Annotated in this window: 17 protein-coding genes; 12 read left to right on the top strand and 5 right to left on the bottom strand. The window is 69.3% G+C overall.

Annotated elements, in window-relative coordinates; genetic code table 11:
• On the bottom strand, positions 1–939 hold the full coding sequence (locus AB0H76_RS31905) for a hypothetical protein (RefSeq protein WP_357330736.1): 939 nt from the start codon (positions 937–939) through the stop codon (positions 1–3).
• Positions 940–1,046: 107 nt separating this feature from the next.
• Complete coding sequence (locus AB0H76_RS31900) at positions 1,047–3,089, bottom strand: M3 family metallopeptidase (protein ID WP_357330735.1); 2,043 nt, start codon at positions 3,087–3,089, stop codon at positions 1,047–1,049.
• A gap of 117 nt (positions 3,090–3,206) precedes the next feature.
• Between AB0H76_RS31900 and AB0H76_RS31895 the strand changes: the two genes are divergently transcribed.
• Together AB0H76_RS31895 and AB0H76_RS31890 are read left to right on the top strand one after the other, a co-directional pair.
• Entirely contained in the window at positions 3,207–4,556 is a 1,350-nt protein-coding gene (locus AB0H76_RS31895) for a M20/M25/M40 family metallo-hydrolase (RefSeq protein WP_357330734.1), read from the top strand.
• Positions 4,553–6,058, top strand: coding sequence for a YfcC family protein (locus AB0H76_RS31890; protein ID WP_357330733.1), 1,506 nt, complete (start codon positions 4,553–4,555; stop codon positions 6,056–6,058). The genes AB0H76_RS31895 and AB0H76_RS31890 overlap by 4 nt, the downstream gene beginning before the upstream one ends.
• Here the strand turns inward: AB0H76_RS31890 and AB0H76_RS31885 are convergent.
• Complete coding sequence (locus tag AB0H76_RS31885; RefSeq protein WP_357330732.1) at positions 5,996–7,774, bottom strand: DUF3556 domain-containing protein; 1,779 nt, start codon at positions 7,772–7,774, stop codon at positions 5,996–5,998. The genes AB0H76_RS31890 and AB0H76_RS31885 overlap by 63 nt on opposite strands.
• 176 nt (positions 7,775–7,950) lie before the next feature.
• On the opposite strand from AB0H76_RS31885, the gene AB0H76_RS31880 reads away from it, so the two are divergent.
• The 5 genes from AB0H76_RS31880 to AB0H76_RS31860 all read left to right on the top strand — a co-directional run bounded on the left by AB0H76_RS31880 (position 7,951) and on the right by AB0H76_RS31860 (position 12,411).
• Complete coding sequence (locus AB0H76_RS31880; protein ID WP_357330731.1) at positions 7,951–9,192, top strand: VWA domain-containing protein; 1,242 nt, start codon at positions 7,951–7,953, stop codon at positions 9,190–9,192.
• A gap of 157 nt (positions 9,193–9,349) precedes the next feature.
• Complete coding sequence (locus tag AB0H76_RS31875) at positions 9,350–10,285, top strand: metal ABC transporter substrate-binding protein (RefSeq protein WP_357330730.1); 936 nt, start codon at positions 9,350–9,352, stop codon at positions 10,283–10,285.
• A complete protein-coding gene (locus AB0H76_RS31870) occupies positions 10,282–11,037 on the top strand; it encodes a metal ABC transporter ATP-binding protein (protein WP_357330729.1) in 756 nt (251 codons plus the stop codon). Before AB0H76_RS31875 ends, AB0H76_RS31870 begins: the two co-directional genes overlap by 4 nt.
• A gap of 2 nt (positions 11,038–11,039) precedes the next feature.
• A complete protein-coding gene (locus AB0H76_RS31865; RefSeq protein WP_357330728.1) occupies positions 11,040–11,915 on the top strand; it encodes a metal ABC transporter permease in 876 nt (291 codons plus the stop codon).
• A gap of 97 nt (positions 11,916–12,012) precedes the next feature.
• Positions 12,013–12,411: an NYN domain-containing protein gene (locus AB0H76_RS31860; RefSeq protein WP_357330727.1), complete on the top strand. Its 399-nt coding sequence runs from the start codon at positions 12,013–12,015 to the stop codon at positions 12,409–12,411.
• On the opposite strand, the gene AB0H76_RS31855 is transcribed toward AB0H76_RS31860, so the two are convergent.
• Together AB0H76_RS31855 and AB0H76_RS31850 are read right to left on the bottom strand one after the other, a co-directional pair.
• The gene (locus AB0H76_RS31855) at positions 12,408–13,001 is read right to left on the bottom strand and encodes a phosphoribosylanthranilate isomerase (protein WP_357330726.1); all 594 of its coding nucleotides are present in this window, start codon (positions 12,999–13,001) and stop codon (positions 12,408–12,410) included. The two genes, AB0H76_RS31860 and AB0H76_RS31855, sit on opposite strands and share 4 nt — an antisense overlap.
• Before the next feature lie 84 nt (positions 13,002–13,085).
• A complete protein-coding gene (locus AB0H76_RS31850; protein WP_357330725.1) occupies positions 13,086–15,074 on the bottom strand; it encodes an ATP-binding protein in 1,989 nt (662 codons plus the stop codon).
• 449 nt (positions 15,075–15,523) lie between these two features.
• Between AB0H76_RS31850 and AB0H76_RS31845 the strand changes: the two genes are divergently transcribed.
• Genes AB0H76_RS31845 through AB0H76_RS31825 form a run of 5 tightly spaced genes read left to right on the top strand, consistent with a single transcriptional unit; the run spans position 15,524 to position 23,604 of the window.
• Positions 15,524–19,222, top strand: coding sequence for a nitrate reductase subunit alpha (locus tag AB0H76_RS31845; RefSeq protein WP_357330724.1), 3,699 nt, complete (start codon positions 15,524–15,526; stop codon positions 19,220–19,222).
• Positions 19,222–20,823, top strand: coding sequence for a nitrate reductase subunit beta (gene narH, locus AB0H76_RS31840; RefSeq protein ID WP_357330723.1), 1,602 nt, complete (start codon positions 19,222–19,224; stop codon positions 20,821–20,823). Before AB0H76_RS31845 ends, narH begins: the two co-directional genes overlap by 1 nt.
• On the top strand, positions 20,820–21,452 hold the full coding sequence (narJ, locus tag AB0H76_RS31835; protein ID WP_357330722.1) for a nitrate reductase molybdenum cofactor assembly chaperone: 633 nt from the start codon (positions 20,820–20,822) through the stop codon (positions 21,450–21,452). Before narH ends, narJ begins: the two co-directional genes overlap by 4 nt.
• Positions 21,449–22,180: a respiratory nitrate reductase subunit gamma gene (gene narI / locus AB0H76_RS31830; RefSeq protein ID WP_357330721.1), complete on the top strand. Its 732-nt coding sequence runs from the start codon at positions 21,449–21,451 to the stop codon at positions 22,178–22,180. Before narJ ends, narI begins: the two co-directional genes overlap by 4 nt.
• Positions 22,177–23,604 (top strand): sugar porter family MFS transporter, encoded by a 1,428-nt coding sequence (locus AB0H76_RS31825; protein WP_357330720.1) that lies wholly within the window; start codon positions 22,177–22,179, stop codon positions 23,602–23,604. The genes narI and AB0H76_RS31825 overlap by 4 nt, the downstream gene beginning before the upstream one ends.
• The last annotated feature ends 6 nt before the right edge of the window (positions 23,605–23,610 follow it).

Genomic DNA, 23,610 nt, shown 5'->3' with positions numbered 1-23,610 from the left:
TCAGGGTGTGGCGGTGCGGGCGTTCGGGTCGAAGCCGCCGGGGATCTCGAAGATCGCGCCGGTGAAGGTCGCGCCGAAGAGCCGGCCGGCGCCGAAGCCGCCGGTGCCGCGCCCGTAGCTGAGCACGCTGGTGAACGGCCCGGCGACGCCGAGGCGGCAGGACTGGCCCGGGGCGTCGATGCGGATGATCTCGCCGGACACGTTGAGCGGCACCACCGGTCGGTCCAGCGAATCCAGGGTCAGCCCGTCCGGCGCTTCGCTGCCGAGGTCGAGCAGGGATTCCGGGGCGTCCGGCCGGGCGGTGGGTATCCGGCTCACCCCGGGGTTGACGAAGGTCCGCGAGACGTAGAGGTACTCGTCGTCGGAGCTCAGCACCGCGCCGTTGGCGCTCGGCAGGTTCCCCCAGTCGGCCTGGACGACCCCACCCGGGTACACCCGGCCGATCAGACTGGCGAAGTCGTTAGTGGCGTAGACGATGCCGTTGCCGGCGACATCCATACCGTTGGCGGCGCTGAGCCCGGCCGCGAAGGGTGTCATCGCGCCGGAGTCGGGATCGAGCCGCACGATTCCGGCATGGCGCAGCGTGTCGCCGGCGAACACGCGCGGGTCCGCGCCGTAACCGACCAGCAGCGCGCCGTCCGGAGTCCAGGCCAGCGCCCCGCCGCCGCCACTGGGGACCGTCGCGATGGGCACGGCGGGCGCACCGGGCGCATCGATGCGGAACACCCGCCCGCTGAACAGATCGGTGGTGTAGGCCCGCCCGAGCGGATCGACGGTCAAGCCCTCCAGCGCGGTGCCGGGAATGGCGGCGACCTGCACCGCGGGCTGCCCGCTGCCCGGGCATACCGGCGCGGCGTTCGCGGCCGGCGCGGTCGCGGTGGTCAGGACGGCGAAGGCCACGGCGGTCAGCGCCGTGCCGACCTTGTCGATGGTGTTCATTGCCTACCTCGTTGTCAGGCGGTCCACCGGGTCCCACGGACCACGCCGTCAACTTAGCCGACCGTTCGGCCGTCCTCGGGGAATCTCGCTCGAGCAGGCGGGTTCGGTCAGTTCGGCGTCGTCAGGCCGCGGCGCTCCAGCAACGGCCGGATGTCGGGGCCCCGGCCGCGGAAGGCGGCGAAGGCCGCCATCGGGTCCACCGCGCCGCCGCGGGAAAGCAGTGCCCGCCGGAACGTTTCACCCTTCTCGCGGATCGTGGCCGACCCGTCCTCGAACCAGTCGACGGTGTCGGCGTCGAGCACCTCGCTCCAGATGTAGGAGTAGTAGCCCGCGGAGTAGCCGCCCGAGAAGATATGCGCGAAGTAGCCGGTGCGGTAGCGCGGCGGGATCGCCGCCGGCGCGACGCCCGCCTTGCGCAGCGCCTCCTCCTCGAAGGTCGCGGCGTCGGTCCCGGCCGGTCCCGAGAGGCGATGCCAGGCCCAGTCCAGCAGGGTCGCACCGAGGTACTCGACCGTGCGGAAGCCCTCGCCGAACTGCTCGGCCGCCGCCATCCGCTCGATCAGCTCGACCGGGATCGGTGCGCCGGTGCCGACGTGCTTGGCGTAGTTGGCCAGGATTTCCGGCCGCGCCATCCACATCTCGTTCACCTGGGACGGGAACTCCACGAAATCGCGCGGCACCTCGGTGCCGGAGAAGCTCGGATACCGCACGTTCGAGAACAGGCCGTGCAGGGCGTGGCCGAACTCGTGGAACAGGGTGCGGACGTTGTCCCAGGTCAGCAGTGCGGGTTCGCCGGGGGCGGGTTTGCCGATATTGAGATTGTTGACCACCACCGCCTTGGCGCCGAACAGCCCGGACTGGCTGACCAGCTCGTTCATCCAGGCGCCGCCGCGCTTGGAGGGGCGGGCGAAGAAGTCGCCGAGGAACAGGCCCAGCTCGCCGCCGTCGGCGTCGAACACCTCGAAGACCCGGACCTCCGGGTGGTAGCCCAGCAGATCGGTCCGCTCCCGCAGGGTGATGCCGTAGACCTGCTCGGCGGCGTAGAACACGCCGTCGTGCAGCACGCGGTTCAGTTCGAGGTAGGGGCGCAGCGCGTCGGCGTCGAACGAGAAACGCTGGGCCCGAACCTTCTCCGACCAGTACAGCCAGTCCCAGGCGCGCAGCTCGCCGGCCTCCGGCGCGGCCGCGCGCATCGCCTCGGTCAGCTCGGCCTGCTCGCGTTCGGCGTTGGCGACCGCGGGCGGGACCAGCCGCCCCAGCATCTCCTCTACGGCCGCGGTGGTCTTGGCGGTCTGGTCCTCGACGATGTAAGAGGCATGGTCGGCGTAGCCGAGCAGCGCCGCCCGCTCGGCCCGCAGGCCCGTGATGCGCACGGCGAGCGCGGCATTGGGCTGTTCGCCGAAGCCGCGGCCGAGCGAGGCGGTCAATACGCGCTGCCGCACCTCCCGGTTGTCCAGCTCGGCCAGGATCGGCTGGTTCGAGACGTTCTGCAGGCTCAGTGCCCATTTGCCCGGGTAGCCCCGGGTTTCGGCGTTCTCGGCCGCCGCGGCCACGGCCGCGGACGTCAGCCCGGCCAGCTCGGCCTCGGCGTCGAGCAGCACGGCGGCCGCGTTCATCGCCGCCAGATTGTTCTGACCGAACTGCGTTGCCGCCGCGGCCAATTCGGCGTTGAGCTCGCGCAGGCGAGCCTGCCCGGCCGGGTCGAGCCAGGCGCCCGCGCGGACGAATCGGGTGCGGTGCTCCTCCAGCAGCCGCAGATCCTCCTCCGCCAGCCCGAGCTCGTCCCGCTGCTCGTAGAGCGCTTCGACGCGAGCGAACAGCTCCGCGTTCAGCAGGATGGCGTCCCGGTGGGCCGCCAGCTGCGGGGAGATCTGCGCCTCGATCAGGTCGGTGCCCGGGCCGGAATCCGAGCCCGCGACATTGAAGAAGACGTTCGACACGCGGGTCAGCATCGTCCCCGAACGTTCCAGCGCCACCAGGGTATTCGCGAAGGTCGGCGCCTCGGCGGTGGTGGTGATGGCGGCGACCTCGGCCAGCTGCTCGCTCATCCCGCGCGCGAAGGCGGGCAGGTAGTGCTCCTCGCGGATATCCGCGAACGGCGGCAGCTGGTAGGGGAGCGGGCTGGGCTCGAAGAAGGGGTTGCTGGTCACCTTTCGCACTCTATGCCCGAATCCGCCCGGCACGGGCGGACCCGGAATCGGGTCTCGCTTGGGTAAAGGTGGCTAGCAAATAACTGCCATCGCCGAAATGGGTGGTTGCATGTGCGCATGACTCCGAGTGGAGACCTGCCCACCCTGATCGACGGATTGCAGCCCGAGCTGACCGAACTGCTGAAACAGCTGGTCGAGATTCCCTCGATCGCCTTCCCCGGCTATCCGCCCGAGAATGTGAAGCGGGCGCACGACTTCATTGCCGAAGAGTTGCGAAAGTCCGGGGTTGACGACATTCGGGTGCTGGATCTGCCGGACACCTCCCCGGTCGTCTACGGGCACATTCCGGCGCCGCCCGGTGCGCCGACAGTGCTGCTCTACGGGCACTACGACGTTCAGCCTGCCGGAGACGAATCGCTCTGGCACACCCCGCCGTTCACGGCCACCGAGCGGGACGGCGCGATCTACGGCCGCGGCGCGGCCGACTGCAAGGCCAACGTGATCGCCCACCTCGGCGCGCTGCGGGCGCACGGCGGTAAGCCGCCGTGCGGCATCACCATCGTCATCGAGGGCCAGGAGGAGTACGGCTCGGTCCTGGACGACTATCCGGTCCAGCATCCCGAGTTGTTCCAGGCCGACGCCCTGCTGGTCTGCGACGCCGGCAACATTCGCGCGGGCACACCGACCCTGACCACCGCGCTGCGCGGGGTCGCCGATGTCTTCGTCGAGGTCCGCACGCTCGCCGCCCCGGTGCACTCCGGCCAGTTCGGCGGCGCGGCGCCGGATGCGCTGCTGGCGCTGCTCGCCGCGCTGGCCACCCTGCACGACGCCGACGGCAATGTCGCGGTCCAGGGCCTGCGGCGCGACACGTGGACGGGCGCGGACTTCACTCCGAGCGAATTCGCCGACATCACCGGCATGGCCTCGGGCATGCCGCTGCTCGGCACCGGCCCGATCGGCGAGCGCATCTGGTACGGGCCCGCGATCACCGTCATCGGGCTGGACGCGCCGCCGACCGCCACCGCCGCCTCGGCCGTGGTGCCCTACGCCAAGGCCGCGCTGAACGTGCGCGTGCACCCGGACCAGAACCCGACCGAGGGCCAGCAGGCCGTCATCGAGCATCTGGAACGGGTGCGGCCCTACGGCATCGAACTGAAGGTCACCGGCGGCGAGGTCGGCGCCGGATTCTCCGCGCGCACCAGCGGGCCCGCCTACGCCGCCATGCGCGACGCGATGGGGCGGGCCTGGGGCGCGGCGGTCGTCGATTCCGCCATGGGCGGTTCCATCCCGCTCACCAACGCGCTGGCCGCGGCCAACCCGGACGCCGAGATCCTGCTGCTCGGCGCCGAGGACGCCAAGTGCAACCTGCACGGCTACAACGAGCGTGTCCTGCTCGGCGAGCTGCGCAATGTCGCGCTGGCCGAGGCCGAGTTCTTCCAGCTCTTCGCAGACAGGACACGCAAATGACCGAGCCGTTGACCGCAGCGCCCGAGCACAAGAAGCGTTCCTTCCCCTCGACGTACACGATTCTGGCGGGCGTCACCGTCGCGGTCTGGTTGCTGGCGTTCATCATTCCCGCGGGCGCCTACGACGTCGACGACAAGGGCCGCACCGTCGCGGGCAGCTATCACCGGGTCGAGGACACCAAGAGTTTCGGCGGACGGCTGCGCGATCTGTTCCTCGCGCCGGTCAACGGGCTCTACGGCATCCAGGACGGCACGACCGGTCAGGTCGGGCCCGATCTGACCGGCGAACTCTACGGCGCGGCCGCGGTGTTCCTGTTCGTGCTGGCCGTCGGCGCGTTCATCACCGTCGCCTTCGCCACCGGTGCCCTGGATCGCGGCATCGGCCGGCTCGCCTACCGCCTGCGCAACCGGTCCCTGCTGCTCATCGTCGGCATCATGGTGGTCTTCTCGATCGCGGGCACCGTCGAGGGCTTCGCCGAGGAGACCCTGGGCTTCTACGCGCTGCTGGTGCCGTTGACCCTGGCCCTGGGCTACGACCGGATGACCGCGGTCGGCATGATCATCTGCGGCGCCGGCGTCGGCGTGCTGTGCTCGACGGTGAACCCGTTCGCCACCGGCACCGCGTCCTCGGCGGCCGGGATACCGCTCGGGCAGGGCATCGTGCTGCGCTTGGCCATGCTGGTGGTGCTCACCGCCGCCACCATCGCCTACGTGCTCTGGTACGCGCGCCGGGTCAAGGCCGCCCCGGACCGGTCCTGGTCGGGCTGGCTGCCCGGCGATCAGGACGTGCAAGCCGAAGACCACGAACCGGAGGCGATGACCGGGCGCCAGCGCGCGGTGCTGTGGCTGGTCGCCTTCACCTTCGCCTTCATGATCTTCGCGATCATCCCGTGGGCCGAGGTGATCAACGGGCCGGACGCGACATCCTTCCCCTGGCAGCTGGATTGGTTCTTCCCCGAGCTCACCGCCTGGTTCCTGGTCGGCGCGGCCGTGATCGGCCTGGTCGGTGGCCTGGGCGAGACCCGGATGACCGAGGCCATCGGCAAGGGCTTCGGCGACTTCGTCGGCGCGGGCATCGTGATCGTGCTGGCCCGCGGCGTCACCGTCATCATGAACAACACCCAGATCACCAGCACGGTGCTGCACGCGCTGGAGGGCGTGGTGCGCGGCACCTCCTCGGCGGTCTTCGCCATCGCGGTCTATCTGGTGAATATCCCGCTGGCACTGCTGATCCCGTCCACCTCGGGGCACGCCACGCTGGCGATGCCGATCATGGCGCCGCTCGCGGATTTCGCGAATGTGCCGCGCTCCCTGGTGGTTACGGCCTGGCAGTCCGCCTCCGGGTGGGCGAACCTGGTCACGCCCACCACCGCGGTGGTCACCGGCGGTCTGGCGCTGGCCAAGGTCCGCTACGACCGCTACGTCAAGTTCGTCGCGCCGCTACTGGGCATCCTGTTCGTGCTGACGTGCGCCTTCCTCGCGCTCGGGGCGCTGTTCGGCTAGCGGGCCGTGCACCAGCACCGGCACGTCGTCTTCCCACGGCTGGCGGGTCACCATGTCCGCGATGCGCACCTCGCCGCGCTCGAACTCGCCGGTGGCGGCGTCGACCAGGCGGTACTGCTGGGTCTGCCGGTGGATGGGCTGGGCGTCGAGCAGCACGACCCGAACTTCGCCGGGTTCGAAGTGACAGCGCCGCTGCATGGCGGCGATGAGCTGCTCGTTGTGCATGTGACCGTCGCCGAAGTTCCAGCCGACGGCGGTGCTGCACAGGCGCTCGCCGTCGGTGATGACGTAGTCGCTCTCGCGGCCGTCGGCCATGGCGCGGTGCACCAGGGTGAACAGGGCGCGGCCGTGGGTGTTCATGGCGCGGAAGGCATATCCCATGAACATCGGGATCTCCATGCGATCTTTGCCGTAGAAGCGTTCCAGCTGGGCCTGCGGCATGCTCGCGATGGCCACGATGCCCTGCTCGATCTTCGCGGCCGCCGAGGGCTTGACGCACCACATGGTGGTGTCCCAGTTGCCCGCGTAGTAGCGCATGCCGGGCAGGAAGGAGATCTTGCGCGGGAACATGTTTCCGGCGATCACGATGCCCGCGATCACCACGAACAGCAGCGCCACCGGCAGCGGGTTCGCCAGCTCGCCCAGGCCCAGATCGGCATGCGCGACAAACAAACTCAGCAGGCCGAAGATCATGAAGACGTTCCACTCCAGCGGCACGCCCATCGGGATGGCGGTGAGGATGATCAGGTGGAACAGCACCAGCGCGGCCGCGGCGAGCGCGGTGGGCCACCCGCCGGAGCTGAACAGCAGCACCAGCGGCGCCAGCATCTCCACGGCGGTGCCGCCGTGTGCGACGAGCCGGGACCAGCGGCCCGGGCGCAGGTCGTCCGGGAAGTTCTCGAAGAAGCTGCGCTTCAACGGCTTCCACCGCACAACCGGCGAGTTCGACATCATCGTCGACACCACGAACGGGAAATGCTTGTTCAGCTTCGAGGTCGCCGCGCCCATCCAGATCACCACGAAGACCAGCTTCGCGGCGACGACGAGGTCGGCCCCGAACAGGAACGCGACCGTCAGCGTGGCGTAGACCTCCCCGCGCGCGGCCAGGAAGATCACCTTGTCGCGCAGGCCGAGTACCGCGAGTAGGCCGAGGACGACCGCGACCGGCGCGACCGGCAGCAGCCCCACCGTCGTGTCCAGCTCCGGCACCGGGCCGGTGCCGTCCAGGAACAGCGTCGCCGCGGTCGTCACCAGCAATGCCGCGTACAGCACCGCGTCCACGGGCGTGCGGGTGTCCCCCTTGGTCAGCGGCACCCGGACCGGCCACGGTGGCAGCCGAATCGTGCCGGGGCGCAACCAATACAGCACCGAACCCATCGGCGGGAAGAACCGGTTGTTCAGCGGCCCGAAGCCGCAGCCGAGCCCGAGCACCTCGAACAGCAGCGTGTACAGCACCACCTTCTGGAAGACGATCGGCTCCGACCACCAGTCTCCGACCGCGGTGAACCCGTCGATTCCCTTGGTGGACAGGACGATCAGCCACGCGCCGAGCACATAGAGCAGAATCTTGCCGACATAGAACAGGTGCAGCGCCACCGGCGAGCCGAAACCCACCTCGGCCCAGTGCCGCGCCATCGGCCGGATCCGTTCGCCGCGCGTGCCTTTGCGCCACTCCGTCAGGTCGACCTCCGGCAGTTCGGGCTGAAGAAACCCCATCGCGCACGCTCCGATCCCACGTTCCCCGGGCGCACACGGTCCCGAGTTTTCGACACCGTGGCAGCCGTGCCGGCGGGTGTCAACGGCGAGTCCTGCACGGTGAGACCACATCTTGCGCCGTGCGCGGCAAGGTGCGGATACGCTGACGCGATCGCGGAGGAGATCGGAGTGAGCCGGTGGGCAACGTACTGATCAAAGGGCAGAACGGGGCGCTGGCGGCGGCCCGGGTGGTGGTCGCGTTCCAGGCGCGGGCCGCCACCGATCTGTCGGCGCTGCTGGTGACGGCGGCGGGCAAGGTGCGCTCCGACGCGGACTTCGTGTTCTTCAATCAGCCCACCGCGCCGGGCGTCGAGTTGCGGGGTGCGGCGCTCACGGTGGCGCTCGCCGACGTGCCGCCCGAGATCGACCAGCTGCGTGCGGTTCTCACCCTGGCCGACACGAACGCCACGTTCGGGGCGGGCGCGGCGCCGGTCGTCACCGTCGCCGACGACAGCGGAAATGTGCTGTACGAGTATCGGATCGAAGGTCTCGGCAGCGAGTCGGTGCTGATCGCGCTCGAGCTCTACCGGCGCGGCGCCGAGTGGAAGGTGCGGGCGGTCGGTCAGGGGTATGCCGGCGGATTCGCCGACCTCGTCACCGATCACGGTGTCAGCGTCGACGACGCGCCGGAACCGGCCGCGCTCGAAATCCGCACGGTGCCGGGCGAAGCCGAGCTCTCGCTGGTGAAGCGGGAGCGGCTCGATCTGCGCAAGCGCGCCGTGGCCGAGGTGCTGCACAGCCGCGGCTCCCTGGGCGAACGCGCGCGGGTCGTGCTGGTGATCGACAAGACCGGCAGCATCGCCAAGCAGTACAACACCAAGGTCGTGCACCGGGTGGTCGACCGGATCCTGCCGATCGCCACCCAGCTCGACGACGACGGCACCCTGGAGGCGTACCTCTACGCGCTGAAATTCGTCAAGCTGCCCGACATCACCGTGGCCGACGGTGAGCAGTGGTCCCAGACCTATCTGCACCTGACCGGCACCCACGCGGGCATCGAATACGACCCACTCGGCCTGCGCAACGACGAACTGCCGATCATGCGCGCCCTGATCGATACCTTGCGGCCGGGCACCGCGCCGACCCTGGTGCTGTTCTTCACCGACGGCGGGTTCAAGCAGAAGCCCCAGATCACCGAGCTGATGCGCGAAGCGTCCCGGCTGCCGGCGTTCTGGCAGTTCGTCGGCCTGGGCAAGGCGAATTACGGCGTGCTGCGCAACCTCGACGAGATGGACGGCCGGGTCGTCGACAACGCGGGCTTCTTCACCGCCGACGACATCGATCGGATGGACGACGCCGAGCTCTATCAGCGGTTGCTCGGCGAGTTCGCCGACTGGTTGCACGCGGCGCGGTCGGCGGGCATCGTCGCCACGCGCTGAGGTAGCGCCCCGCCTGCCCGGGGTCTGATCCCCGCCGATTTCACCGGAAGCTGAGCGGCGACCGGGCTGGGAAACCGGGGATCGGTGCCGTTCGGGCCGGTCTGTTCGTAACACCGGGACTTGTAAGTTAGGTTAACCGAACTTATCATTCAGGCGTATGAAGGTTTGGTTGCTCCGCTTACGGCGTGTCCCCTTGCGTGCGCTCGTGCTGACCGTCGCGGTGTGCGCCACACTCACCGCCTGTGGCGGCAGCGGCGCCGCACGAGACGGAAAGCCGGTGGTGCTGACCACCTTCACCGTGCTGGCCGATATCGCCCGCAATGTCGCCGGCACCCATCTGACGGTGGAGTCGATCACCAAGGTGGGCGCCGAGATCCACGGGTACGAGCCGACGCCCGGCGATATCCGCACCGCGTCCAAGGCCGATCTGATCCTGGACAACGGCTTGAATCTGGAGGCCTGGTTCGCCCAGTTCGTGGGCGACGCCGAGGTCGAGCACGTGGTGGTCAGCGACGGCATCACCCCGATCGCGATCGGCGAGGACGCCTACCGGGGCAAGCCCAATCCGCACGCCTGGATGTCGCCGCTGAACGTGCAGATCTACGTGGACAACATGGTGCGCGCGTTCGAGCGGCTCGATCCGGCGCACGCCGCCGACTTCCGCGCCAACGGCGCCGCCTACAAGGCCGAATTGCAGCGCGTACACACCGATCTCACCAGCACGCTGTCCGCGCTGCCGCCCAACGAGCGGGCGCTGGTCACCTGCGAGGGCGCGTTCTCCTACCTGGCGCGCGACGCCGGGCTCACCGAGAAGTACATCTGGGCGGTCAACGCCGAGCAGCAGGCGACCCCGCAGCAGATCGCCTCGGTCATCGAATTCGTCCGGGGCAACGCGGTGCCCGCGGTGTTCTGCGAGTCCACCGTCTCCGACGCCCCGATGCAGCGGGTGGTCGAGGCCACCGGGGCCCGCTTCGGCGGCACGCTCTACGTCGATTCGCTGTCCGAGGCGAACGGCCCGGTACCCACCTATCTGGAACTGCTGCGCCACGACGCCGACACGATCAGCGCCGCACTGACGGGGAGAAAACCATGAGCCTGGCCATCGAAGTCGACGCCGTCACCGTGCACTACGGGGAGGTGCTCGCGCTGGAGGACGTCTCGATCTCCCTGCCCTACGGGCGGATCTGCGGGCTGGTCGGGATGAACGGATCCGGCAAGTCGACGCTGTTCAAAACCATTATGGGCCTGGCGAATCCGGATCACGGGGCGGTGCGCATCGACGGCGGTTCGCACGCGACGGCCCGCCGCGCGGGCAAGCTCGGCTATGTCCCGCAGAGCGAGGACGTCGACTGGAGCTTCCCGCTCTCGGTGCACGACGTCGTGATGACCGGGCGCTACGGGCACATGGGTTTCACCCGCCGTCCCCGTCGTGCCGACCGCGCGGCCGTCGCGCAGGCGCTGGCCCGGGTGGAGCTCACCGAGTTGGCGCACCGGCAGATCGGGCAGCTCTCGGGCGGGCAGCGCAAGCGCGCGTTCGTCGCCCGCGGCCTGGCCCAGGGCGCCACCATCCTGCTGCTCGACGAGCCGTTCGCCGGCGTCGACAAACGCTCCGAGGCCACCATCACCGGAGTGCTGCGTGAGCTGGCCGCCGCCGGTGCGGCCGTGCTGATCTCGACCCACGATCTGCATTCCCTGCCGAGCCTGGCCGACGACGCGATCCTGCTGATGCGCAGCGTGCTCGCGCACGGTGATCCGCGCGAGGTGCTGCAACCGGCGAATCTGGCGCGCGCCTTCGGGATCGACGTGCTCGACCGCGACACCGACGAGCTCCCGAAGGCCGGATGACCATGAGCCTCACCGAATTCCTGATCGAGCCGCTGGACTACGACTTCATGGTCCGGGCCCTGATCACCTGTGTGATCACCGCCGTGGTGTGCGCGGTGCTGTCCTGCTGGCTGGTGCTGATCGGCTGGTCCCTGATGGGTGACGCGGTGTCGCACGCGGTGCTGCCCGGGGTCGTCCTGGCCTACATCGTGGGTGCGCCGTTCGCGGTCGGCGCGGTCGTCTTCGGGTTCCTCGCCGTGGCCCTGATCGGTGTCGTGCGCAGCACCAGCCGGGTGAAGGAGGACGCCGCAATCGGCATCGTGTTCACCACGTTGTTCGCCTTCGGGCTGGTCCTGGTCTCGGTCACCCCCAGCCAGACCGACCTCAACCACATCATCTTCGGCAATCTGCTCGGCGTCAGCCGGGGTGAACTGCTCCAGGTCGCCGTCCTCGCCGTAATCGTCTTGGCCGCACTGGTTCTCAAACGCCGCGACTTCACGCTCTACGCGTTCGATCCCACCCACGCGCACGCCCTCGGCCTGCGCCCGCGCATCCTGGGCGCGGCGCTGCTCGCCCTGCTGGCGCTCACCGCGGTGCTGGCCTTGCAGGCCGTCGGCGTCATCCTGGTGGTGGCGATGCTGATCATCCCGGGTGCGACCGCCTACCTGCTCACCGATCGCTTCGGGCGGATGCTGCTGATCGCCCCGACGGTCTCGGCCACCTGCTCGGTGCTCGGCCTGTACCTGAGCTATCACCTCGACACCGCGCCGGGCGCGATGGTGGTGCTCGTACAAGGCGCCGTCTTCACCCTGGTCTACCTGTTCGCCCCGCGGCAGGGCGTAATCGGCAAGCGCCTCACCGCGTCGCGCCGGCGAACCGCGCTGCCGGTCAAGGCCTGAGCCGCACGCCCGACCGTCCGAGCGGGATCGCGCGACATGGCCGGCGCGGGAGCCGAAGTCCACCGGCTGCCGCGGCGCATCCTGGACACTGGGAGGCGTGGCGAATGATCGGACTCAGTTGATCGTGGTCGACGCGGCGAATGTCGTCGGCTCCAAACCCGACGGCTGGTGGCGTGATCGGGCCGGCGCGGCCCGCCGCCTGCTGCTGAAAATCGCCACCTTGAACGAGCAGCCCGGTGACGTGGTGGTCGTGCTGGAGGGTGCCGCCAAGGCGGCGATCAGCAGTGACACGCCGGAATCCGATGTGCTGCGGGTGGTCTCGGCCGACGGCGAGGGCGACGACACGATCGTGCGGGTCGTGGCGAGTGCCCGCAAGGAAGACGGCAAGCGGTCGATCATCGTCGTCACCGCCGATCGCGGGCTACGCGACCGGGTCGAAGCGCTGGGCGCCGCCACGGTCGGCCCGCGCTGGCTCCTGGACCGCTTCGAACCCTAGGCCTCGCGGGCGGCGGCCACGAACGCGCGCATCCGCCCATGGTCCTTGACGCCCCGGCCGGCTTCGACCCCGCTGGAGACGTCCACGCCCCAGGGCCGCGCGGCCGCGATCGCGTCCGCGACGTTGTCGGGGGACAGGCCACCGGCCAGCAGCCACCTGCCGGTCGGGCGGCTGGTGTTCAGGGCGGCGAGGTCCCAGCGCTCGCCCGAGCCGGCCACCGGCGAATCGAGCAGCAGCCATTCCTCGCCGTAGGCGCCGGTCCGCACGTCGGTCTCGGCGGTCAGCGCGGTCGCGCGCAACAGCCGCAGCCCCGCCAGCTCCTCGAACGCCGCACGGGGGTAGGAACCGTGCAATTGCAACGCGTCGACCCCGGCCGCGCGCGCCAGCTCCCCGGCCGCGGCGGCCGGAATACCGTGCACCACCCCGACCGAAAGCACCTGCGGCGGCACCCCCTCCAGCAACCCCCGCACCGCCTCGACCGAAATCTGCCGGGGACTCGCGGTGAACACGAACCCCACCGCATCGGCCCCGGCCGCCACCGCCGTGGCCACATCCTCCTCGGTGCGCAGGCCGCACAGCTTCACGAACATGCCGGAAACCCTATGCCAGCGGTGCGCCCGCCCGCCGAAGGCCACCCGGAGCCGCCCGGCCGCGCTACCGGCCGCCCGGCCGCGCTACCGGCCGGCCGGCAGCGCCTCCGCGCCGGTGGTGAGCGTGGTGGGCACCAGCACGATGGCTTTCACCCCGCCGTAGTCGGATTCGGTGAGGCGCACAGTGACGTGGTGGCGGGCCGCGAGTTTGGCGACGACGAAGAGGCCGAGGCGGGCGTCGCCGGACAGCGCGGCGACGCTGAAGTCGGGCGGATTCGCCAGCAGCGCGTTGCGCGCGGCGAGTTCGTCGCGCGACATCCCCAAGCCCTGGTCGGCGATTTCGATGGCGACGCCGCGGCCGACCGGCGTGCCGATGATCTCGACCCGGGAGTCCGGCGGCGAATAGGCGGTGGCGTTGTCGGCCAGCTCGGCCAGCAGGTGGATGACGTCGGCGACCGCACTGCCGGTGACGTGGGTGTCGGGCAGTCTGCCGACCTGAATCCTGGTGTAGTCCAGGCTTTCCGCGACCGCGCCGCGGATGACGTCGAACAGGGGGATCGGGTGGCGCCACTGCCGGCCCGGCTGCTCGCCGCCGAGGATGATCAGGTTCTCGGCGTTGCGGCGGGCGCGGGTGGCCAGGTGGTCGAGTTGGAAGAGCAGATCGAGGTAGGCGGGATCCTCCTCCGAGCGTTCGGCGCGATCCAGCAGGGCCAGCTGCCGGTGCACGACGACCTGCGATCGATTCGCGATATTGAGGAACACCGCGTTCACGCCCTCGCGGGTCTTGGATTCGGCGACCGCGGCCGAAACTGCCGCCAGGTGCGCGCGGTTGAACGCGTTGGCGACCTGGCCGACCTCGTCGGAGCCGTAATCCAGTTCGGCCAGTTGGCCTTTCGAATCGATATCGCCGCCGAGGGACAACCGCCGGATGGTGTCGGGCAACCGCTCGTCGGCGAGTTCGAGGGTGTCGCTGCGCAGCCGTCGCATCCGGGCGACGAACCGGTTGGCCAGCAGCAGGGCGGCGAGAAACGCCAGCACGGCGAGCGAAAGGATGCCGGCGCCGCCGAGGTAGGAATTGATCAGCACTCGATCACCGTGTGCCGCGGCGATGTGGTGGCTGTCGGCGGACTGGTCCCGCCACAGCTGCATCAGGTCCTTGCGCACCGTGCCGGCCGCCTGCTGCCACTCGACGATATTCAGCGGCAGCTGCACGGCCGAACTTCTTGTGCGTGAGCCGGTTTCGTTCTCCGCCGAGTACGGCCCGCGCTCGATGATCGCGTTCTCCATGGCAAGCAGCCGCTGCCAGTCGGCGCCCGTGGTGATCGCCTGCAATTGTTCGAGCCGCTTTCCTTGCAGCGTCGCACCGGCGTAGGCGAGTTCGCCGCGCCCGTCGCCGATGTAGCTGCCCAGCTCGGTGAGCAACTCCGGCGAGACCTCTTCGGTCAGCACCGCGACCGATCCGAGACTGCTTGTCCGCGAGACGGATTCGGCGGCCCGCAGCACATGCACCGCTTTGTACAGCTCGACTGCGACCCGGGCCTCCGGCGCGACCTCGGCCACCTGCAGCGACGCGCTGGTGACGGTGTGCACGATCTGGCTGAACGCCGTGAAGACCTGCTGCGCCGGGACGGCCCGGGCGTCGATGCCGCCGCGCAGCTGGGGCAGCTTCTTGTACAGCGTGCGGTAACCCTCGATCGGGGCGGTGAGGTCGGGCCGGAGTTCCTGCATGGTGGCGCTCGTAGAGACCAGTGCGGCCAGCGCCCCGTCCAACTGGTTGCGGGCGGCGGGCAGCGCCGCGTCGGCGGTGCCTTCGCCGGCCAGATACAGCAGCGAGACGCGCCGCTCCTCCTGGAAGGCCTCGATCAGCTCGATGGCGGGTGCGATTGCGACAGTGGACAGTTCGGCGAAGCGGTTGGCTTCGCGCCCGTCCTGGATCAGATAGACCGAGCCGCCGATCCCGGCGCCGAGCAGCGCGATACTCGGGATCAGCACGATGGCCAGCAGCCGGGCTCGCACGCCGCCCAGGCGCCGGATCCGGGACAGCGAAATACGGGGAAAACTAGTGCCGCTCACCGAAGACTTGCCTACTTCCGGGCACCGCTGCCCCCTGACCACTGGGTGCACGGAAACCTAATGGTTGACGTATCTCTACGCAAGCACTTGCTTGGGATCTGAAATCCGCTGTGCGCCACCGCAAATGCCCAGCTAGAGCGAACCTCAGTTAACTTCGTCCGCGCGTCGCTGGTATGGCCGCTATCGGCGGCTCGGTGCGCCGGGAGTCGCTATCGCTCCGCGAACTTCGGTTGCTGAAGGTCTGCTGACTGGCGAGTGCCCGCCCGGCGTGGCCCCCAGAATATGGGCATTCGTCTGTGCTCTACTCGACTCGCAAGTCCTATTGCTGATCAATTGCTGTCCATTGCAGGCTTCCACGGCGGCGGCCTTTCCACGGGTGCGCCGATTGAAAGGGTGATGGGGATGGGCCAGACACGGCGGTGCGGCACGGCGATCGGGACGGGCGCCCGATGATGCGGGAGGCTCCCGGCCCGGGCGAGACCGGCGAACTGCTGCTGCGTTCGGCGCGCTACTTCCGGCCGGGCAAACCCGCGGCGGACCTGCACAGCGAACAGATCGTCGGCGGGCGCGAGGGCGATGTGTTCTATCGCGACCGCTGGAGCCACGACAAGATCGTCTACTCCACCCACGGCGTGAACTGCACCGGCTCCTGCCGCTGGAAGGTCTACGTCAAGGACGGCATCATCACCTGGGAGACCCAGGCCACCGACTATCCGTCGGTCGGGCCGGATCGCCCCGAGTACGAGCCGCGCGGTTGCCCGCGCGGCGCGTCGTTCTCCTGGTACACCTACTCGCCGACCCGGGTCCGCTATCCGTATGTGCGCGGTGTCCTGCTGGAGATGTATCGCGAGGCGCGCGGCCGCCTCGGCGATCCGGTCCGCGCCTGGGCCGACATCCAGGCCGACCCGGAACGCCGGCGCCGCTACCAGCAGGCCCGCGGCAAGGGCGGGCTGGTGCGCGCCACCTGGGACGAGGCGATCGAGATCGCCGCGGCCGCACACGTGCACGCGATCAAGAACTACGGCCCGGACCGCGTCGCCGGCTTCTCGCCGATCCCCGCGATGTCGATGGTCTCGCACGCGGCGGGCGCGCGGTTCATGGGTCTGATCGGCGCGCCCATGCTGTCGTTCTACGACTGGTACGCCGACCTCCCGGTCGCCTCGCCGCAGGTCTTCGGCGACCAGACCGACGTACCCGAGTCCGGCGACTGGTGGGACGCCGCGTATCTGATCATGTGGGGCTCCAACGTGCCGGTGACCCGCACGCCGGACGCGCACTGGATGGCCGAGGCCCGCTACCGCGGCCAGAAGGTCGTCGTGGTCGCCCCCGATTACGCGGACAACGCGAAGTTCGCCGACGAGTGGCTGCACCCGCATCCGGGCACCGACGGCGCATTGGCGATGGCGATGGGCCACGTGGTGCTCAAGGAGTGCTTCGTCGATCGCGAGGTCCCGTTCTTCGGCGACTATGTGCGGCAGTTCACCGACCTGCCGTTCCTGGTGACGCTGGTCGAACGCGACGGCGCCTACGTGCCGGACAAATTCGTGCGCGCCGCCGACCTGGGTGACACCGGTGAGGGCGCGCAGTGGAAGACGGTGCTGCTGGACGAGACCAGCGGTCAGCCCGTGGTGCCGAACGGTTCGCTGGGCTTCCGCTGGACCGAAACCGGCGCGGGCCGTTGGAATCTGGACCTCGAGCAGGTCCGGCCGCTGCTCTCGCTGGCCGGGCGCGGCAGCGGGGTGGAGGTGCTGCTGCCCCGCTTCGACACCGAGGGCGGCGAGCACGGGCAGGGCCGCGGCGAGACGATCCGGCGGGGTGTCCCGGCCCAGCGCCTGAGCGCGGACGGGCCGCTGGTGACCACGGTCTTCGACCTGCTGCTGGCCCAATACGGCGTGGCCCGAACGGGATTGCCCGGTGCCTGGCCCAGCGGCTACGACGACCCCGGCACGCCGGGCACGCCCGCGTGGGCCGAGCAGATCACCTCGGTGCCCGCGGCGCGCGCGATCAAGATCGCGCGCGAGTTCGCGAGCGTCGCCGAGGAATCCAAGGGCCGCTGCATGATTCTCATGGGCGCGGGCACCAATCACTGGTTCCACTCCGAGACGATCTACCGCTCGTTCCTGTCGCTGCTGCTGCTCACCGGCTGTCAGGGGCGCAACGGCGGTGGCTGGGCGCACTACGTCGGCCAGGAGAAGTGCCGCCCGGTGACCGGCTGGGCGACTTTGGCCTCGGCCAACGACTGGTCCCGGCCGCCGCGTCAAATGATCGGCACCGCTTGGTTCTTCCTCAATACCGACCAGTGGCGCTACGACCAGTTCACCGCCGACGTCATGTCCTCGCCGCTGGGCACCGGCCGGTTCGCGGGGATGACCGGCGCCGACGTCCTGGCCCAGTCCGCGCGCATGGGCTGGATGCCGTCGTATCCGACCTTCAACCGCAACCCCCTGGATCTGGCCGACGAGGCGCAGGCCGCGGGCATGGCGCCCGCCGACTATGTCGTCGACGAATTGCGCAGTGGGCGGCTCAATTTCGCGAACGAGGATCCGGACGCGCCGGAGAACTGGCCGCGCGTGCTCACGCTGTGGCGCTCGAACCTGCTCGGCTCCTCGGCCAAGGGCGCGGAGTACTTCAGCAAGCACCTGCTGGGCACGCACCACTCGCTGCGCGCCGAACCCGCGGCCCCGGAGTCGCGGCCCCGGGATGTGGTGTGGCACGAGGACGCTCCGGAGGGCAAGCTCGATCTGCTGCTCACCCTGGACTTCCGGATGACTTCCTCGACCATGCTCTCGGATGTGGTGCTGCCCGCCGCGACCTGGTACGAGAAGCACGATCTGTCCTCCACCGACATGCACCCCTACGTGCACTCGTTCGCCCCGGCGGTGGACCCGCCGTGGCAGGCCCGCACCGACTTCGACGCCTTCTACGATCTGGCCGCGCGGTTGAGCGAACTGGCCGTGGGACACCTGGACACCCGCCACGACGTGGTGGCCACCGCGCTCCAGCACGACACCGTCGGGGAGACCGCGCAACCCGGCGGCGTGGCGCTGGATTGGCGTGCGGGCGAATGCGAGCCGATCCCCGGACAGACCATGCCCGGGCTCGCGGTGGTGGAACGCGACTACACCGCCATCGCGACGAAGTTCGCCGCGCTGGGCCCCCTGGCCGACAAGCTCGGCCTGCCCGCCAAGGGCATCATGCTGCGCCCCGACGCGGAGATCGACTACCTGCGCGGCATCAACGGCGTGGTGGCCTCGGGCATCGCCGCCGGCCGCCCCGCGCTGGACACCGCGATCAAGGCCGCCAACACCATTCTGGCGCTGTCCGGAACGACCAACGGGCGCTTGGCGGTGCAAGGCTTCGAGACACTGGAGAAGCGCACCGGCCAGCCGATGGCGCACTTGGCCACCGAGAAGGAGGGCCTGTGCATCACCTATGCCGACACCCAGGCCGCGCCGGTGCCGGTCATCACCTCGCCGGAGTGGTCCGGCAGTGAATCCGGCGGGCGGCGGTACGCGCCGTTCACGCTGAACACCGAGCACCTCAAGCCGTTCCACACCCTCACCGGGCGGCTGCACTTCTTCCTCGACCACGACTGGATGCACGAGCTGGGCGAGGCGCTGCCGGTCTACCGGCCGCCGCTGGACATGCGGCGGCTCTTCGGCGAACCCGCGCTCGGCCCGGACGGGCAGCACGAGGTGACGGTGCGTTATCTGACGCCGCACAACAAGTGGTCGATCCACTCCGAGTACCAGGACAACCTGTTCATGCTCTCGCTTTCCCGTGGCGGACAGGGGATCTGGATGTCGGTGGAGGACGCCGACTCGATCGGTGTCGCCGACAACGACTGGATCGAGGCGGTGAACCGCAACGGCGTGGTGGTCGCCCGCGCCATCGTGTCGCCGCGGATGCCGCGCGGCACGGTGTACATGCATCACGCCCAGGAACGCACGATCAACGTGCCCAAGTCCGAAACCAACGGCCGCCGTGGCGGTTTCCACAACTCGCTGACCCGGGTGCTGCTCAAGCCGACCCACCTGATCGGCGGCTACGCCCAATTGTCTTGGGCTTTCAACTATTTCGGTCCGACCGGCAACCAGCGTGACGAGATCACCGTGATCCGCCGCCGCTCCCAGGAGGTGACGTACTGATGCGCGTGATGGCACAGATCGCGATGGTGATGAATCTGGACAAGTGCATCGGCTGTCACACCTGCTCGGTGACCTGCAAGCAGACCTGGACCAACCGCTCCGGCATGGAGTACGCCTGGTTCAACAATGTGGAAACCCGGCCGGGCCTGGGCTATCCGCGCCGGTACGAGGACCAGGAGCAGTGGAAGGGCGGCTGGACGCTGACCCGGCGCGGCAAGCTGAAGCTCAAGCAGGGCTCGCGCGCCTGGAAGCTGGCGAGCATATTCTCCAACCCGGTGCTGCCGACCCTGCGGGACTACTACGAGCCCTGGACCTACGACTACCGCAACCTGACCGACGCGCCGCTGGGCGACGACTACCCGGTCGCCCCGCCGCGCTCGCTGGTCACCGGCAAGCCGATGGCCGTGGAGTGGTCCTCGAACTGGGACGACAACCTCGGCGGCGCGGCCGAGCACGGCCCCGAGGACCCGAACGTGATCAAGATGCGCGAGGAGGTGGGCGAGAAGATCCGGTTCACCTTCGAAGAGAGCTTCATGTTCTACCTGCCGCGCATCTGCGAGCACTGCCTCAATCCGGCCTGCGTCGCGGCCTGCCCGTCGGGCGCGATCTACAAGCGCGCCGAGGACGGCATCGTGCTGGTCGATCAGGACCAGTGCCGCGGCTGGCGCCAATGCGTCACCGCCTGCCCGTACAAGAAGATCTACTTCAACCACAAGACCGGCAAGGCCGAGAAGTGCACGTTCTGCTATCCGCGCGTGGAGGTCGGCCTGCCCACGGTGTGCTCGGAGACCTGCGTCGGGCGGCTGCGCTATCTCGGCGTCATGCTCTACGACGCCGACAAGATCACCGAGGCGGCCGCGACCAAAGACGAAAAGCAGCTCTACCAAGCGCAATTGGACTGCTTTCTGGATCCCGAGGATCCGCAGGTGCGCCGGGCGGCCGAGCGCGACGGCATCTCCCGGGAGTGGCTGGACGCGGCGCAACGGTCCCCGGTGCGCGCGCTGATCAGCACCTACAAGGTGGCGCTGCCGCTGCATCCGGAGTTCCGCACCATGCCGATGGTCTGGTACATCCCGCCGCTGTCCCCGGTGGTGGACGCGGTGTCCGGCAGCGGATTCGACGGCGAGGACGCCGGCAACCTGTTCGGCGCGATCGACGCCCTGCGCATCCCGCTGCAATACCTGGCCGAGCTGTTCACCGCCGGCGACACCGGCCCGGTGCGCGCCAGCCTGAACCGCCTGGCGGCCATGCGCTCCCACATGGCCGACATCAACCTCGGGCGCGAGGTCTCGGAGGACAAGGCCGCGGCCGTCGGCATGACCGCGGCCGAGATCGAGAAGATGTTCCATCTGCTCGCGATCGCGAAATACGAAGACCGCTACGTGATTCCGACCGCCGCCATGGCCGAGGCGCACAACCTGGAGGAGTCGGTGGTGAACAGCGGGTGCAGCCTCGACGTCGAGGGCGGGCCCGGCATGGCCGAGGACGGCGCGTTCGGCGCCGGGTCCGGGCGTAAATCGCTGCCCCTGGTCACCATCGAGAGCTTCCACGCGATGCGCAAACAGCAGACCGCCGACACCCCCGAGGAGCTGCACCAGTGACTCGGGTCCACGACGAGGCCGCGATCGTCTACCGGGTGGCCGCGGCCTGCCTGGCCTATCCGGATGCCGAATTCATCTCGGACATCCCGGAATTGGACGGCGCGCTGGCGTCGTCGAAACATGCTGCGGCGCGCAGTGTGCGTGAGTTCTTCGCTGCCACAGCGCAACTCGCGCCGGAGCAGCGCACCTCGGCCTACGTCGACACCTTCGATTTCACCAACCGGCACAGCCTGTACCTGACCTGGTGGACCGACGGTGACACCCGCAACCGCGGCACCGCGCTGGTGGGATTCAAAGACCGCTACCGGGCGCACGGGTTCGACTTCGACGACGCCGAGCTGCCCGACTTCCTGCCCGCCGTCCTCGAATTCAGCGCCCTGGCCCGCACCGACGCGCTGCTACTCGAGCATCGCCCGGCCCTGGAACTGCTGCGCCTGGCCCTGGGGGACCAGGGCAACGCCTACGCCGCCGTGCTGACCGGCGTGTGCGCGACGCTCCCCGGCGCCTCACCCAAGGACCGCGCGGCGGCGCGCGCCATGGCGCGCGGCGGGCCGCCGCGCGAGACCGTCGGCCTCGAGCCCTATGGACATCTCGGAATGCTTCCCCTGCTGACTGGAGACCAACGATGAGCATCTTCCTGTGGGGTGCGCTGCCGTACCTCGTCATCGGCCTGCTCGCCACCGGCCTGGCCTGGCGCTACCGCTACGACAAGTTCGGCTGGACCACCCGCTCCTCGGAACTGTACGAATCGCGGCTGCTGAACATCGCCTCGCCTATGTTCCACTACGGCATCCTGTTCGTCTTCCTCGGCCACCTGATGGGCCTGTTCATTCCGGCGTCGTGGACCGACGCCTTACATTTCGACGAGCACGCCTACCACCTGATGTCGCTGTTCGGCGGCACGGCGGCCGGGGTGCTGGCGATCCTCGGCATCGGCATGCTGGTCTATCGCCGCCGCACCAATACCGGTGTCTTCCAGGCCACCACCCGCAACGACAAGCTCATGTACGTGGTGCTGGTGGGGGCGATCTTCACCGGCCTGTACGCCAAGCTGAGCCACTCGAACATCCACGACGGCTACAACTATCGGGACACCATCGCGCCGTGGGCGCGCAGCATCTTCACGCTGCAACCCGAGGTCGACCTGATGGCCCAGGCGCCGCTGGCCTTCCACGTGCACGCGGTGATCGGCATGCTGCTGATCGCGCTGGTGCCCTTCACCCGGCTGGTGCACATGTTCAGCGCGCCGGTGCAGTACCTGTTCCGGCCCTACATCGTCTACCGCAGCCGCGACCCCCGCCAGCTGGCGGAGCGTCCGGCACGGCGCGGCTGGGAACGAATCGACTCCGGCCGATGACCGCCTCCCGGCCGCACCCGGACGCCACCGCGAACCCGGGCGCCATCGGGGCCAACGTCGTCTTCGTCGCGGCCGCCGCGGCGATGGGCGGCTTCCTGTTCGGTTACGACTCCTCGGTCATCAACGGCGCGGTGACCGGGATCCAGCACCACTTCGGGATCTCCTCGGCCACCATGGGATTCATCGTGGCCGCGGCGCTGCCGGGCGCGGCCGTCGGCGCCCTGGCCGCGGGCTGGCTGGCCGATCGCTTCGGCCGCACCCGCGTCATGCAACTCAGTGCGCTGCTGTTCGCGGTCAGCGGCGTGGGCAGCATGTTCGCCTTCGGGGATGTCGATCTGACGGTGTGGCGCTTCCTCGGCGGCATTGCCATCGGGCAGGCCTCGGTAGTGGCGCCGGCCTATATCGCCGAGGTGGCGCCGCCGAGTTATCGCGGGCGGCTCGCCTCGTTCCAGCAGCTCGCGATCGTGCTGGGTATCGCGTTCTCGGCGCTGGTCAACTATTTGATCGCGACCGCGGCGGGCGGGTCGAACGAGGCCGAGATCGGCGGTTTGGAGGCCTGGCGCTGGATGCTGGGCGCGGAGGTGGTGCCCGCGCTGGTCTACGGCGCGGTGGCCTTCCTCATCCCCGAATCGCCGCGCTACCTGATCGCGAACGGGCGCGAGGACGAGGCCCGCAAGGTGCTCGCGGAAGTGGAGAACGACGACCCCGCGCACCTCGACCAGCGCGTCGACGAGATTCGCAAGGCGATGGCCGGCGAGGTCCGCTCCGGGCCGCGGGACCTGCTCAGCCACGGCCGCGGCGTGCTGCTGCCGATCGTCTGGATCGGCATCGGAATCTCCGCGCTGCAGCAGTTCGTCGGGATCAACGTGATCTTCTACTACTCCTCGCTGCTCTGGCAGCAGGTCGGCATCGACACCTCCAATTCGCTGCTGGTGTCGATGATCTCCTCGGTCATCAATATCGTCGGCACGGTCATCGCGATGTCGCTGGTCGACAAGGTCGGCCGCAAACCGCTGCTGCTGGTCGGCTCGACGGGCATGGCGGTGACGCTGGGTCTGTGCGCGTGGATGTTCACCTATGTCGGTGGCACGCAGGACGATCCGTCCATGCCCAAGGTGCCCGGCACCGTGGCGCTGGTCTCGGCCAACCTCTATGTGCTCTTCTACGCGCTGTCCTGGGGCGTGGTGGTCTGGGTGCTGCTGGGGGAAATGTTCCCCAACCGCATTCGCGCCATCGCGCTGTCGGTGGCCGCGTGTGCCCAGTGGCTGGCCAACTGGCTGGTCACAGTCTCGTTCCCGTCGCTGTCGGAATGGAGTCTGGCCGGGGCGTACGGGCTGTACGCACTCGCCGCCCTCGTCTCCATTCCGTTCGTCCGCCGCCTGGTGCGCGAAACCAAGGGCCGCACACTGGAATCCATGGGTTGATCGCGG

Source organism: Nocardia sp. NPDC050712 (assembly GCF_040654295.1).
Taxonomy (GTDB): Bacteria; Actinomycetota; Actinomycetes; order Mycobacteriales; family Mycobacteriaceae; genus Nocardia.
Note: the sequence above shows the minus strand (reverse complement) of the source record. Positions and strands in the feature narration are given on the sequence as shown.